We start from the raw sequence: 14,905 nt of genomic DNA, 5'->3' as shown, positions 1-14,905 counted from the left end.
CACGATCGTGGCGGCCGACGCGCTCCTGCTGCGGGCCGCCGAGCACGAGTTCGGCACCCCCGGCTATCCCACCGCGCGCGAGGTGCACGACCTCGGCGCCCCGGGGATGATCCTCGGATTCACCGATCCGTGGCCGGGCAAGGACGTGCTGCGGGAGATCGGCACCTGGACCGCGTACCGGGAACCGGCCCGGAGCGCGGACACCGGCGTGCCGGAGGCCGCCTCGCGAGCCGTCCCGTCCACGTCGGCGGTGGTGCTCGACGGCGCCGACCCCGAGGCGATCCGGGCCCGCGACGGCGCCCCCGCGCCGGAAATCGTGCTGCGGGGCGTCCGGCCGGACCGGGAGACCGGCGTGGTCGACGCCGCGTGGTGGAAGCTGCGTTACGACGGACGGCTGGTCGTCGAGGTCGACCCGGATGTGCCGGTGGACGCCGTCCGGGAGGCGCTGGAGTGGTACTTCGCCGAAGTCGGCGCCGAAATCCGCGCGGACGGCCACGGACGCCTCGTCGGCTGGAGCAAGCGCCGCCGCCCGGTGTACCCCGATCTGCCCGTGGGGCCGCGTGTGGTGGTCGGTGGCGGCCGGGCACCGGACATGCCCGCGCTCGGAGACGGCGATGTTTCGGTCAACATCGCCCCGGAAACGCGGCCCGACGTGCTCGCGGACGTCGCGGCGGCGACGTTGCCGCGCGGGGAGTTCGCCTCGGTCCTTTTCGATGGCGTGCAGGAGACCGCGTTCACCGGGCCGGCGATCGGTGCGCTGCCCAACGCCTTCGACGTCCTGCCCGAGGGTGGCCGTCTCGTGATCACCACCGGCGAGGACGTGGCCGCCCACTTCGCCGACCTGACCGCGCAGGCGATCGCTCTGGGCGCCACGGAGGTGGACTTCCGCGGCATCTGGACGGGTAACGCCGCCGTCGAGATGGTCAAGGGCGACCACGACGCGGCCCGGTTCGCCCACGTCTACGGCGAGGCGGTGACCAGGCTCGAGGCCGCTCTGGCCCGGGGCGACGGCGACGAGGACAGGCTTCGCGCGATGCTCACCCACGCGCGGGACGAACACAGCCGTCACCTGGCCGAGGCCGAAACCCCGTCGGCCGACCGCCCGGTGCGGGTGCGCCTGCACCGGTTGCCCGCCGAGGCGCTCACGCCGGAGGCGGTGCGCCTGCTGGGTGCGGCGCTGCCGCTGGCGTCCACAGTGGAAATCACGCTGGGCGGGGGGACCGACCCGTCCCCGATCGTCACCGCGCTCGCCGAGTCCGGTGTGGACGCTCAGGTGCGCCGGGGACTGGGCGGCTTCACCGTGCTCGGCACCAAGCAGTCCGAGCCGCCACCCGCTCCGGCGCCCGGCCCGGTGAACGAGCCACCGGCACCCGTACCCGCACCCGAGCCTCGGCCGGTGGTGCGCAGTGCCGCAGAGGTCCTGGACGCGGTGCGGCTGCTCGGCGACGCGCTCCCGGACCGCACGCGGGAGAATGCCGCGGGCAGCGTGGCCCAGTTCCGCATGGGCGGCACGCCGGTCACGATCTTCCTGAGCTCCGGCGAGGTCCTGAACACCGCCGAGGAGACGGGCGAACCCGTCGTCGCCCGCTCGGCGGTGTTCACCGAGGACGGGGACAGCCGGATCCAGGTGGAATTGGCCGCCGGCCTCAGCCCCGTCCAGGCGACCCGCGAGATCGCCTACCACCTGGGCCGGTCCCTGCACGAGCTGCAGCAGCGGCGCCAGGGCCTGTTCGCCGGGCTGCTCGGCCGCAAGAAGCCCGCGCTGACGCCGGACCTCGCCGGCCGCCTGATGATCCTCGAGGCGATGGCCCGGCAGCGGGAAGCCGGTGACGCCCCGATCCGGGACCTCGCCGAGATGACCCGCTTCCTGGACCGGATCGCCACCGACCTCCCGGCCGGGCTGGGCATCCGCCAGGTGCAGGCCGACCACCTCACCGAGAAGACCCTCCGGATGCTGGCCGAACAGCCGGCGCCGGACGGCCGGGTCGCCCCACGGACCACCCGGCGCGGCGAGGACCCGGTCACCGTCAACCGGTTCGACCCGGCGTGGCAGGGCACGGAAGTCCCCGTCGCACCGGCCCGCCCCGCGCCGTTGGTGCCCTTCGACGTCATGCGCGACACCGTGGCGCACGGCGACAACGCCTACGCGCTGCTGACCCAGGACCTCGACCTGCCCGCGCTGCACCGGACCTTCGGCGATCTCCTGCCCCGGGCCGTCCAGGTCGCGCACATCCACGGCGCCGACTACCTGGCCCAGCTCGCGCGGCGCTGGGCGGGCGATCTGCGCACCGGGCTGGACGCCGCGACGAACGCGACCCCGCCACGCCGAGTTCCGCGGACGATCGCCGACGCGGCGCCGTGGTTCGGGTTCCGCGCCGACGATCTCCCGGCGTTCAGGGCCTGGCTGGAGCGGGCCGGAATCCCGGCCGACCCGTCGCGGGCGGAGCTGCTGCGCCTGCGCGAGGTCGCCGCCCTGCTGGTGCTGGGCGACCACTTCGTCACCGCCCCGGTCCGCAGGCAGTTCGCCGAAGCCGACCCCGCGGCGATCGCCGACGCGTTCCACAGCCTGCCCGACGGCCTGCCCGCGGCCGCGCTGCTGCCCGGATCGGACGCCGACTTCGTGCCGGGCGCCCGCGCCGAGATCGAACGCCTCCCGCAGGCCGAGCAGGTCCGCCTCGCCCGCACCACGAGGACGCTGCTCGACCTGTACCACCAGGGCGCGCAGATCCCCGCCGGCGCGCCCGAGCGGATCCAGGCCGCGCTGCACGCCCACGGTCCGCGGTTCGCGGCGTGGATGGTCGGCCAGCTCACGGGCGCCGCGGTCACCGACGGGTTCGCCCAGCGGGACGTCGCCGCCGAGCTGACGACGGCCGAAGCGATGCACCAGCTGCCCGAGACGCCGGAACCCGCTGCGCAGCCGGGCTTCGCCGCGGACCGGCGCGTGCGGACCCAGCTCGACGACCTGGCGAAGCTGGCCGAGGCGCACCAGCGCGGCTGGGCGGCCCTGGCCACGGCCACCGAGGGGCGCGACGACCCGGCCGCCGTGGTCGAACGCGCCGAGGAACTGGCCGCCCCGCTGACCGGCGTGCTGGACTCCCTCGGTCCCCGCCTCGACGCGTTGTCGGCGCAGATCGACGAGCTCATCGCCCGGCACGAGACGGGGGAGACCGAGACCGAGGCCGCCCTGACCCACCGGTACCGGCGTCTCGCCGGGGTGCTGGAGCTGGTCCGCAACCGCCGCGAGGACCACCAGGCCCAACTGGAGCGTGCCGACTTCGCACTGGTCCGGCTGCACCTGTGGACCCAGACGGCCGAGGAGGCCCGCGCCGCGGAGGCGGCGAACGCGCCACTGCCGGACCTGGACGGCGAAGCGATCACATCCGCGACCGCCGAGCAGTACATCGAGGTCTCGCGCCGGAACCTGGAACGCGCCATCCAGCGCGCCGAAGAACTGCGACGGCCGCTCGACGTGGCTCTGTCCGAACTGACGCGGGAAGCCGAGTCGCTGCGCCGCGTGCACGAGCAGCATCCGCGGCTCGCCGCCCACGGCGAGGACCTCGACCCGGCCCAGGACGGGTCGCGCGCGCTGCGCCCGGATCCCCTCGGCGAGGACAAGCAGACCGCGGCGACCCTGTCCGAGCGCGACCTGGCCGCCGTCGCGCGGATCTTCGACCTCGTCGAGCAGCACCAGCGCGTCGTCCGGTTCCTCAACGAGCAGGCGCACGAGGGCACGCGCGCCCGCGACTTCGCCGACCTGACCGGCCTCGATCCCGCGGAGCGGCGCGCGGTGGCCGAACTGGAGGCGGTCGAGGACGACCTCCGGCGCCTGGTCAACGGTGACGCCACCGGTGAGGACCACGGCCTCGGCCTCAGCGTCGGCATCGCCCGCAGCGACCACCGCTTCAAGCTGCTCGAGGACGTCATGCGGACGCACCCGCGTTTCCGCGACCGGCGGGCGAGTGTCTACTACGGACTGACGCTGCTCGCCCAGATGCGCACGGCCGCGGAACACCCGTCGCCCGGGCTGGCGTACGCGCTCGAAGCCACTCTCACCGAGAAGTTCGGTGACAAGAACGTCAAGGGCGTCCTCGACGACCGGCTCTACTCCATCAACCTGCAGCAGAGCAACGAGTTCGCCATCAAGACGCTGTTCACGCCGGTGGACGAGCAGGAGCCGCCGGACGCGGTGGCCTCCGCCGAGCCGTCGTTCCACAACGTCGTCAAGGTGACCTGGTGGTCGGGCACGGACGCCTCGCACGGCGGCCGCCTGTTCCGGTCCGGGTTCACCCTGCAGTTCAACGTCGGCCCGTCGCTGGAGCAGATCGAGGCGGGCGCGCACCCGCTGGCGGAGGAGTTCCGCCTGCGGGCCAAGGCGAACTGGATCGAGCAGCACGACGAAGGCGTCCGCATCACCACGCGCGCCGACCTCGACGCGTACATCGCCGAGCACGGTTCCGATCCCACCGAGGGTGTGGCGCTGGAAATGCCGGCGATCGTGCCGGTGATGTGGGTCGACGGCGGCCAGCTGATCGTCGCCGTCCGGCCCGACGCCGACCGCGAGCAGGTGGTCGCAGCGCTGCGCGAGCTGCTCGTGGAACAGGTCGCCGCCTACCGCTCGCAGCTGCCCACGGCCGGTGTGCAGGCCCGGACCACCCTGCTGGTCCAGCTCGGCAGCGGCGCGGGCGTCGCGGCGGGCACGCTCGCCTCGCTCGCGCTCGGCCAGGGACTCAGCGCCCTCTACCTGATCGGCCGCGGGGTCTACCTCGGCTGGGCCACCGCAGTGGCCCCGTCCGCGTACTACATCTCGGTGGCCAAGCAGACCGAGTCCGCCAACGAGATGCGCCGCCTGCGCGCGTTCATCATGCGCGGCGGCATCGGCCCCACCGCCGAATCGCTGACCCAGGGCGCGCACGACACGGCGACGACGTTGCACCCGGTGGCCGAGCTGACCCACACCACGGTCCCGGACGCGCCGCCGCCGGAGCGGCTCGCCCAGCTCACCGGCGAGGAGGTGGCCGACCTCCAGCAGCGCATGACCCGCCTCGGGGCGGAGCTCGCCGAGCAGGTCGCGGCGCAGCGGTTCCCACAGCACTACCTGCACAACGCGGAGCTGCGGAAGACCTTCGCGGAGATGACCGAGGTGCACTGGGAGGACGAGCAGATCGCCGCACGGGACGCGGGAGCCCAGTCCGTGCGCGACGCCGGCACCCTGGTGCTGAAGCTGCCCTCGGGTGAGACGCTCAAGGTCTCGCTGGTGGTGGGCGGCGTCGAGCGCTCGTTCCAGCTGCTCAAGGGCGGCGACGTGCCCTCCTCGGAGCAGCGTTACTGGATCGGCGTGTCACCCAACGCCTACCTCGGCGGGGATGCCGCGATCCGCGACGCGTTGGCCGAGCAGCTGGTGGACGTGGTGACCAAGGGCGCGCAATTGTGGATCCAGCCCACGCTGCAGTCGCTGGCGAAGGAGAACTTCACGACGCTGCCGCTGGAAGCCGCGATCACCGTCGGCTTCAACCTGGCGGCGCACAGCCCCGAGCTGATCTCGCCGCTGATCGTGGGCAGCGCCGGGTCCCGCGGCGGGTTCATGTCGTCGCGCTACCTCAACTTCAAGTACAACGCGCTGGCCCGGAAGCTGTGGGAGGACGCGGTCCGGGAACGCCAGGGCCTCAAGGCGCTCATCGGCGCGAGCGCCAAGATCCAGATGGCGCAGACGTCGGTCCAGCTCGTGGGCGCCAGCGTGGCGGTGAACCGCGGCGTCGCCGCCGAACTCGCCCGGCACCTGCCGGCCAAACCCGCGGAGGAGCTCGCGCCGGACACCGTGCCCGGGCTGGTCGCCGAGGCCGCGGAGAAGTTCCGCGCCCGCGCGATCACCCGCCCCGGTATCAGGTCGGCGCGGTTCCTGACCGCGGAGGAGGTCGCGGCCGAGAAGGCGCAGGCCGAGCACGAGAAGGCCACGAAGGCCGTCGCCGCCGCGGAGAAGGCGGTCGACCAGACCGCGGACGAACTGAGCAAGGCCGAGAAGGAGAACGCCTCGCCCGACGTGCTGGCCCGGAAGGTCGTGGCCGCCGAGGCCGCCGTCGCCGCACTCGAAGCGGCCAAGGCAGCCGAGATCAGGGCCGAGCGCGTCGCCGAGGAGAAGGCCGACGCGGCCAGGGAACCCGCGAAGCGCAAGGCCGCCGGCGAGGCCTTCACCCCGGACGAGATCGCCGCGGCGGTCCGCGAGGGCGACGGTCTGACCGTGGTGATCTCGGCCAACCCGCGCCTGCGCACGCCGAAGGTGCCGGGCGAGCTGCGGATCAAGATCGGCGCCACCGCGGAACTGCCCGGCCACGTCTCGCCGATGCTCACCCACGGGCCGATCTACAAGAACGGCAACACCGACGTCCGCGAGTTCGTGATGCGGCTGCCCGCACAGTGGACCGCCGACGGCACCCGCGTCACAGCCGACCGCCTGGAAAGCTGGATGCACCGGCACGCCGACGACCTGATCGAGCGGGAACGGTTCATGCACCGCCGCGAGATCCGCCAGCTGGGCATCGCCGCGTTCGGCCGCGCCATGGGCAGCGGCGCGGTCAGCGCCGCGGTCAGCGTGCAACAGGGCAACACCGCCGCGGCCGGGCAGTCGGCGACGGAGGCCGGGCAGCGGACCGTCGACGGCGCGATGCGGATGGTCACGGCCCGCAACGCCATCGAGCGGACCGCGGCCCGCCTGCTCAAGGAACTGAACCCCCAGGTGGCGACGGCCCGCGTCATGGACGACTGGGCCTGGGCGCTTGCCACCGAGGTCCGGGAGACCGAGTCCGACCTGCGCGAGCTGCTCGGCAACCACCTGGACGACCCCGCGCTGCGCAGGAAGGCGCGGGAGATCCTCGACCGCCGCGCCGAACTGCCGAAGCCCGGCGTCCTGTTCGAGGAGATCGACCGCATGCGGGAAAGCGGCGAGCTCACCGGCCGCGTCAAGCACCTCGCGAAGGCCCTGCGCTACGGCAACGGCGAGCTCGTCCTGCACATCGACAAGGTCACCAAGCCCGGACCGAAGGAATTGTGGGCCAAGCTCCGGGGCGCGCACCGGCAGCAGTTGATCTTCCGGTTCGTCACGGGTATCCCGGGCGAGCCCACCCGTGTGCTGGCCAACGCGATCGACTCGCACTTCCTGGTCGTCGGCGAGGACGTGGACGAGGCGCTGGACCGGATCTCGCGGATCGTCGCGGTGTACCACCACGGCCCGACCGGCGTGCCGGGCGCGCTCAACCTGATGCTCGACGAGCTCGGCCCGGGCAACGTCGGCAGTTTCATCAACCGCGCCACCACCGAGGCGATGCGGCCGGACCCGAAGCCGAAGCGGCCGGGGGAGGCGGCGCCGGCGGACCCGAGCGCGCGGAACATCGTCATGCAGGCGCTGTCCGGGATCGTCTCGACCACCGTCAACGTGATCTCGGCGAGCTGGTTCCGCCGCGGCGACTTCCTCAAGAGCGAGCAGTTCCGCTGGCGCTACGCCTACGACGGCGCCGTCATGTCCGAGGACCGCGACCAGCTGGCGCAGTACATCGCCAAGCGCACGGCGGAGTACAGCCGTCGGCAGATGCTGGATCTGCTGGAGTTCGCGGAGGCGGCGGGCTGGTACGCGCCGAAGACCGTCGAGGTGTTGCGGGAGGTTCTCGCCGAGGGCACGAAGTCGGCCGCCGAAGTGTTCGCGCGTCACGGTGTCCGCGCGGACCAGCTGCCGGACCGGTGGACGTGGTCCGACCTCGACCAGCACGTGCGCGACAACGAGCCGCCCGCGCTGGCCCGGCGCGAGGCCGAGGAGCTGCTGGCAGAGATCGAAGCCGAGATGCGCGAGAAGGGCGTGCACCCGGCCGACCGCGACCTGGAGCACCTGGCGTTGCGCGAATGGTGGGGCGAAACGGTCATCGCGCTGGCCCGGACACAGCCGGGCACGGAAGGCTTCTACAACCGCAACGTGCGCGTCGACACCTGGTTCGGTCCGGTGAACGTCCGGATCCCGGTCGACGGCGCGTCCTCTGTGGACCTGCGGATCTGGCACGAGGCGGACCTGCTCGCCCGGCTGCGGCCGGTGCTGCCCGGCGCGGCCAGCCAGCTGCCCAACGTCAACCAGATGTGGCAGTCACTGGGCGCCAACCAGGTGCAGACCTTCGAGGAGGGCCGCACACTGGCACCGGGCGAGGCCGTGCCGGACCACGTGCTCGACGACGTCGCGCGGCTGTTCGCCGAGGCGAGCCGGGTCCGCGCGGCCGAGCTGCCGCCGCTGCCCGACGGCTGGCCGTCCAGCGGTGACACGGTGTCGTTCGGCCGGCGGCTGTCCGACCTGACCGAGCAGGTGCACGCGCGGGCCGTCGAGGAGCACGGCGAGCTGCTGAACGTCTTCGCCGTGCCGGAGAAGCCGCTCGCCGCCGTGCGCGAGAGCTGGAACGAGCTGACCAGGCGGCCGTTCGGCCTGGTGCACATGGACCTGCATCGCGGCAACATCCTCGTCCGGGACGACGGCGCGGTCTTCCTCGACTGGGAGCTGGCGCTCTACGGCGACCCGGTCGCCGAGATGGCGCGGCACCTGCACCTCATGCGGTACACGGCGGACGAAGAGGCCCGCCTGCTCCGCCGCTGGGCCGAAGTCATGCCGGCGGAGGCGATCGCCGGCTGGGAGGAGGACCTGCCCCGGCACCGGGCGCACTTCCAGATCAAGTCCGCGATCGACGACACGATCCGGGTGGCGGAGGCGTTCGCCGATCCGGACACGCCTCCCGCACGCAAGACGGAGCTGGTGGCGGATCTGACCGCGAAGCTGAACCGGGCGCACGAGCTGTGGGGCACCGGCCGCACCTTCACCGTCGGCCAGGTCCGGCTGGCGGTGGAGGAGCACGTCTCCGGCACGCTGCCTCCCGGCACATACCCCGTGCAGTCGGTGCTGCCCGCCGGCCCGCTGGAGCCGTCGGTGGAAACCGCCCGCTGGGCGGCCGTGCGGTCCGGACTCGACGTCACCGACGTCCGGATCAGGATCGTGAGCGACCCGGAGATCCTCGCGTTGATGCGTGAAGAGGGCGTGCTGGGCATGACGCCGACGTTCACCGAGGACGAGGTCTGGCTGGCGCCCGAGGCGTTCGCGTCGGTGGACACGCTGGCACGCGTGCTCGGGCACGAGCTGGCGCACGTCGGCCAGCTGCGCCTGGGCGCCCGTCCCACCGCGAACATGGTCCCCCTGCTGGAGAGCAACGCCGAAGCCCACGGCGACGCGGCCGTCGACCGCCTGCACGGCCGCCGGGCCCAGCCGCCGGTCGCCGAGCCGGACCAGCTACCCGCGCCCGAGGGTGAGGTCGTACCGTTCCTGTTCCACGGGGAAGGACATGGTGATGACGACGTTCCAGGTGACCAAGGTGGACGATCTGGAGGCGTTCCCGGGGATCCGGCTGCTGGGGCGGGAAGAGGGGGACCCGATCGAACCGGGGCTGACCCTGACCGATTCGGCGACTGGTCGCGCTTGGTCCGTCCGGTCCGTGGAGTTCCCGTCGCCGCTGGCGCGCCGCAACGGGTGGACGACGGTGCTGCTGGAACGGACGGGGGAACCGGCGCCGACCGTGGGGACGACCCTGAGCAGCGAGTCCGGCACGACCGCGAACAGCTCCGCCTCGCACTGACCGCTCTCGCGCGGCTGCTGCCGGAGCTGCGCCTGTCCCGGACCGACGGGGAGCTGCAGGCCGAGCTCGCGGGCGTGCCGATCGCGGTCGACTACACCGGTTCCGCGACCAGGCGCGGGCCGCGGCTGATGCCGGCCTTCGCCGGGCACCCTGCCGGGCCGACCGGCACGATCCGGCTCCGGCTGGAGCCCGGGACCGGGCGGGACCAGGCCACGCGGGAGCTGGCCGGCCAGCTCGGCCGGGCCCGGCACGAACTGCGTCAGGAGCCCCGGGGCCAGCGGCTCCGTCTCGGCCGGTCACGTGGCCCCGGCGAGGCGACGGCCGTGGACGCCGCGCTGGCCGGACGGCTCCTCACGCTGGACGTGCTCGCGCTCCAGCAGGCCGAGGCCGTCGCCGAGCACGGGGACTCCGCGGTGAGCGGCGATCTCGCCGAGCAGGCCGGGGACATCGCGATCTCGCTGCCCGAGGGCCGCGACTTCGACGCCATCGCCGAAGCACACTTGCAGCCGCTGACCCGCGCCCTGCTGGCCGAGCGGGAGGAGCTGCTTGACCTGGCCGCCCGCGAGGAGCTTCGTCAGCTGTCCCCGGAGGAGCAACGCGACCTTCCCGAGCCGGAATGGGCGGTGCACAACGTGGTCCGCGGCGAGGTCCGCGAGATGACGCGGAAATCGCCGTTCCCGCCGGCACGCGCATCCAGGGTGCTCGGCGAGCGCGGTGGCCTGGTGCCCTCGCCCGAGGCCCGGCTGGCGATCGCCCGGACGGTGTTCGGCGAGAAGGCCGAGCCCTCTACGGACGACCTCGCACGTGCGGCGCGGATGCTCGCGCCGTGGCCGGCCGACCCGGCCGGACCGCTGGCGCACGCCGACGCCGCGATGGTGATCCACGACTACTGGATCGGCCTCGACCTCGACGTCGCGGCGCGGCGGACGTTCGACGGCTTCGCCGACGGCGACCCCGGCAAGCCGCTGCGCAGCGAGCCGGTGGACCGCATCGAGGATCGCGGCGGGCGGTTCCAGCGCCTGATCGACGTTCGCCAGGTGGATCCGGCTCAGCGTGCCGAGCAGATCGCCGCTGCGTACCAGACGGTCGTCAACGCCCTGGCCAGGGCCGGCGGCAACGCGTTCGCCTACGTCGTCGTCCACCGGGACGGCGAGGAACCGCACGTGACCGGCATCGCCGCTCGCCGCGGCGAGGATCCGGTGTTCCTCGACCCGGCGCACGGCAGGGCCGCCTCAACGCCGCTGTACGGCCACGAGGACGGGGTGTACGCCCTCGACGTGATCGTCCACGCCGGACCGGGCAGGTCCGCGGCGGTGGCCGCGGCCGTGCCGATCAACGGCTTGCCGCTGTCGGAGATCAGCTCCCGCCCGCCCACCCAGAGCTACTTCGAGGCGATCCCGCACGCCGATCGCGCCGGCTGGAAGAACCTGGCCGAGCAGATCCACGTCCTCGAGATGATCAACGATGACGTCGCGGCCTACCCCACGTCCTTCCCGCCCGAGGTCGCCGCCCTCTACAACTCCCTGGTCGACGACCGGCCGGCCCGGCTGCAGCTGCGGGCCATCGCGGCAGTGGCCGGTGACCCGGCGCGGTTCGCCATGACGGTCCGGAGCCTGCAGAACACCGCCCGGTGGCAAGGGATCCGCCTGGCCGAGCTGCTCACCACGATGTGGGAGCGTGAGCTGGGGGCCCTGCCCTCCGACGTGGTGACCGCGTCCCCGGTCCGGTACCCGGCCGGCAAGATGTCGGACGAGGAGTGGATCCACCACGTCCTGAAACTGATCGACGCCGAGAAGCTGACCCCCGCCCAGCTGCTCCGCCTCGGCGAGGTCCGGCCCGATCTGCTCGCCCTGCTGAACTCGACCCACGGCGCCACGGACACCAGCGACGAGGTCGGCGCGCCCTACGACCAGCCGGACGGGTTGCGGCCGCCTATCGACAAAGCCGTCGAGAAGCTGCGCAAGGTCCTCCTCGCCAAGGACGGCTCCTACACCGCGAAGCTGAACCCGAAGAAGTGGGCCCCGCTGTTGTGGCGGCCGGGCATCGAGTCGTTCGAGGCCTTCCTCGCCGCCCGGTCGATCTACCACGACGGCGTGCCCAAGCTCCCCGCGATGGCCGCCTTCCGGGGCATCCGCGACGGCGAGCCGTTCGGCTCCGAGCTCGGCGCCGCGGGACGGGTGGAACAGGTCACCGGCGCCCGGTTCGCCACCTATCCCGGCCGCGACCCGGGTGTGCACGCGCAGGGCGCGGTCGAGTTCGCTCTGCGGGAACGGCCCGGCGCGATGGCCCTGATGCTGCACCGGCTCACCGGCGACCCGCACGGGCCGCACGCGGCGGTCATCGCGATCAACCACGAAGGCACGGTGTACTGGCTGACCGACGAGGTGATCAGCGGCAAGCGCCCGCCGCTGCGGCCGCTCACGGTCCGCGAGGTCGCCGGCCGGACCGCCGACCGGCTGCAGCGCATCACCGAAGCCGTCGACGACCTGACGGACCCGGTCGAGCTGGTCCTGCGGATACGGGAACGGTCCCTCCGCAGCCTGGACACGGTCGACCTGGAGCGGCGCCGGCGCATGACGCGCAGGCCGAACTACCCGATGCTGTTCGGGACGGACGTGCTGGTGATCGACGGCGACGGCAAGCCGGTGCCGCTGCGTGGCACGACCCGCAGCCCGATCAGCCAGCTCCCGCCGACCGCCGAGTACGTCCGGGCGGCGGAGGACCACGAGCTCGCGGGGTGGGTCACCCGGGCCGTCGGGCTGAGCACGTCCGAGGCCGATCCCGGGCATCTGGGCGAGCTGGGCGAGGCCTATCGGAGCGTGACCGATCCGCGGGCCCGGCGCCAGCTGGTCGCCTGGTTCCAGGCGGTGGGCGGTGACCAGGCCCTGCTGCGGCGCGGCTTCGGCACCTTCCGCGCCCGCGCGGCCGACGCGCGCCCGGACCTGTCCCCGGAGGCGGCCGTCGAGGCGGCGCTGGCGGCGGAGTGGGACCGCGGACTGGGGGCGCTCGTCCCGGACGAGCCGGCTCCCGGCGCCACGCGGTACGCCGCGCCGCGCGACCTGAGGCCCGTCAGCCTGGCGGAAGCGGCCCTGTCGCCGGGGGAGGACGCGCTGCGCGAGTTCGCGAAGCAGCAACCCGTGCTCGCCGAGCTCATCCGCAAGCACGGGCTGCGCCTGGCCGAGGGGAACGTGGTGGACCTCCGCCGCTACCAGCCGGCCGCGGTCTCGGTCCCCTCCGCCGACCGGAGCACCGCCGAGGACCCCGCCGTGCGCCTGGCGCAGGACCGGGAAACGGCGCGGGCCGAGTTCAGCGCCGCGTACCGGGACGATCCCGCGGCGCTGGACCTGCTGACCGACCATGAGTTCTTCTACACACCGGACAAGGTCGGGATGGTGCTGGTGCACCGCGGGTTCGGGGCCCTGCTGGACTCCGTGCACTCGCGCCAGGACCCGCGGCACCCGGCCAGCCCCTATCCGGTCGCGCACCATCCGATGGCCCCCACCATGACCGGTGAGCTGCGGGAAATGCCCTGGGTGTCCGACGACCGGGCGCTCGTGGAAACGCTGGACCCCCGCCGGCTCTCCCGGGCCGGGCTGCAGACGGACGTGGCCTTCGAGGTGCAGCGCGCGGTGGCGGCCGCGCGACCCGAGCACGTCAGGCAACGGCTGGTCACCCCGCTGCCCGACTCGGACCACGTCCTGGTCCGGCTCCGCGTCGGTGGCGTCGTGCGTGAAGTGGCCGTGTCGAACTCGTTCCCGTGGATGCCCTCGCAGGACGCCGCGCGGTGGATGCGGACCGTGGAGAACGCGCTCATCCACCTGGGCCTGATGTCGGCCGGGTACCACGGCAACGCCGATCACGTGCAGCGGGTGCTGGCGGCGGTGTCCGGCCTGCCGGTGACCCAGTCGCACCTGCCCGGCCGGGGTGAGACGGTGAGCGCGCTGGAGAACCTGCTGCCGGTGCTCGCGGACGCGCGCATGCCGATGCTGGCCTCGATGCCGACGGTCCGGCACGGCGTGTACGTCGCGGCGACGCCGGTGTGGGAGGACGGGGAGATCCGGCTGGACATCCCGGACCTGCGGACCAGGCCCACCATCCCGGTGTTCGCGCAGATGGTCGACCTCGACGATCCGCTGGTGCACGGTCTTCCGCCGCTCCCGGGCGAGGCGCCGCCGCCCGTCCCGCCGGTGCCGGGCGCCGGTGACCCGGGCGTCAACCCGGTCGCGCCGCGCACCCGCCGTCGCGGCGAGGACTTGGCGGTCTGGAACCGCTTCGACGCGAACCTGCGCGGCGCCGACGCCTCCGGTGTGCCCGCGCCGAGCGCCGAGCAGGTGCGCCAGGAGATCCTGAGCATCGTCAACGGAACGGACCGCGACAAGGCGGAGGAGTTCCTCAAGCACTACTGGCGCCAGATGGGCGCCGACGGGGTCTTCCCGCGCCTGAGCACCTCCGTCAAGTACCGCGGGATGGAGGTCCCGGTGCTGCGGCGTCTCGCCGACGGCAGGTTCGTCGTGCACGACACCGACACGCCGCCGGTGAAGTCGGAAACCCTCAAGGACAGCCGGAAGGTCGGCCGCCGCGACACCTTGCCGCCCGCGCGGCGCGCGGACGCGGACCTCCTCGCGGCGGGGCGGCCCGCTCTGCAGGAGTACCTGTCCGAGGCGAACGACGCGATCAAGGGCACGCACCGGCCGGACAGCCGGTTCACCACGCCGCTGGACAAGTTCGACCAGGCCGGGTTCAACGACGTGTCGAGCAACCACTGGAACAACAAGCTGGGCGACATCGCCGCCGAGCACGCGGTGCGCGACCTGCGCAAGGAGTACCGGGAGTCGGGCCGGGGCGACCTGCGGCCGGTGAAGGTCCCGGACCGGGGCGCCCACCACTTCGACGCGGTGTACCGCGACGGCCACGGCCACTACGTGATCGTGGAGGCGAAGGGCCCGAGCGCCGGGCTCAACGTCAACGGCGGCTACGAGCAGGGGCACCCGCAGTACGTGCGCAACATCCTGGACGCGATGGAGAAGCGCGGCGGCTACGAGGGCCGCGTCGCCCGGGAGATGCGGACCCAGCTGGACAACGGCGACCTGCGCTACTTCCACGTGCGGGCCGAGGTGGCCAAGGCCGACCTGAGCGAGTACACCGAGGAAGAGCTGCGGGCCATGCCGGCCGCGGACCGCCCGTACGACATGTACGCCGGGTACGTCCGCAAGGAGTTCGACCTCGGCATCACGACGACGAAGCCGGCGGTACCGTGA

At 73.2% G+C, this 14,905-nt stretch carries 1 protein-coding gene (cut by a window edge); it reads left to right on the top strand.

The genetic code is table 11. The annotated features are described in order from the left end of the window. Positions 1-14,905, top strand: the 3' portion of a protein-coding gene (locus IE290_RS12585) for a toxin glutamine deamidase domain-containing protein (protein WP_191244719.1). 19,958 nt of this gene lie to the left of the window's left edge; only the last 14,905 of its 34,863 coding nucleotides appear in the window; the start codon falls outside the window, past its left edge; its stop codon occupies positions 14,903-14,905.

It is taken from the genome of Amycolatopsis deserti (assembly GCF_014653945.1).
GTDB classification, from domain to species: domain Bacteria; phylum Actinomycetota; class Actinomycetes; order Mycobacteriales; family Pseudonocardiaceae; genus Amycolatopsis_E; species Amycolatopsis_E deserti.
The sequence above is the reverse complement of the archived record's forward strand: the minus strand, read 5'-3'. Positions and strand labels throughout refer to the sequence as shown.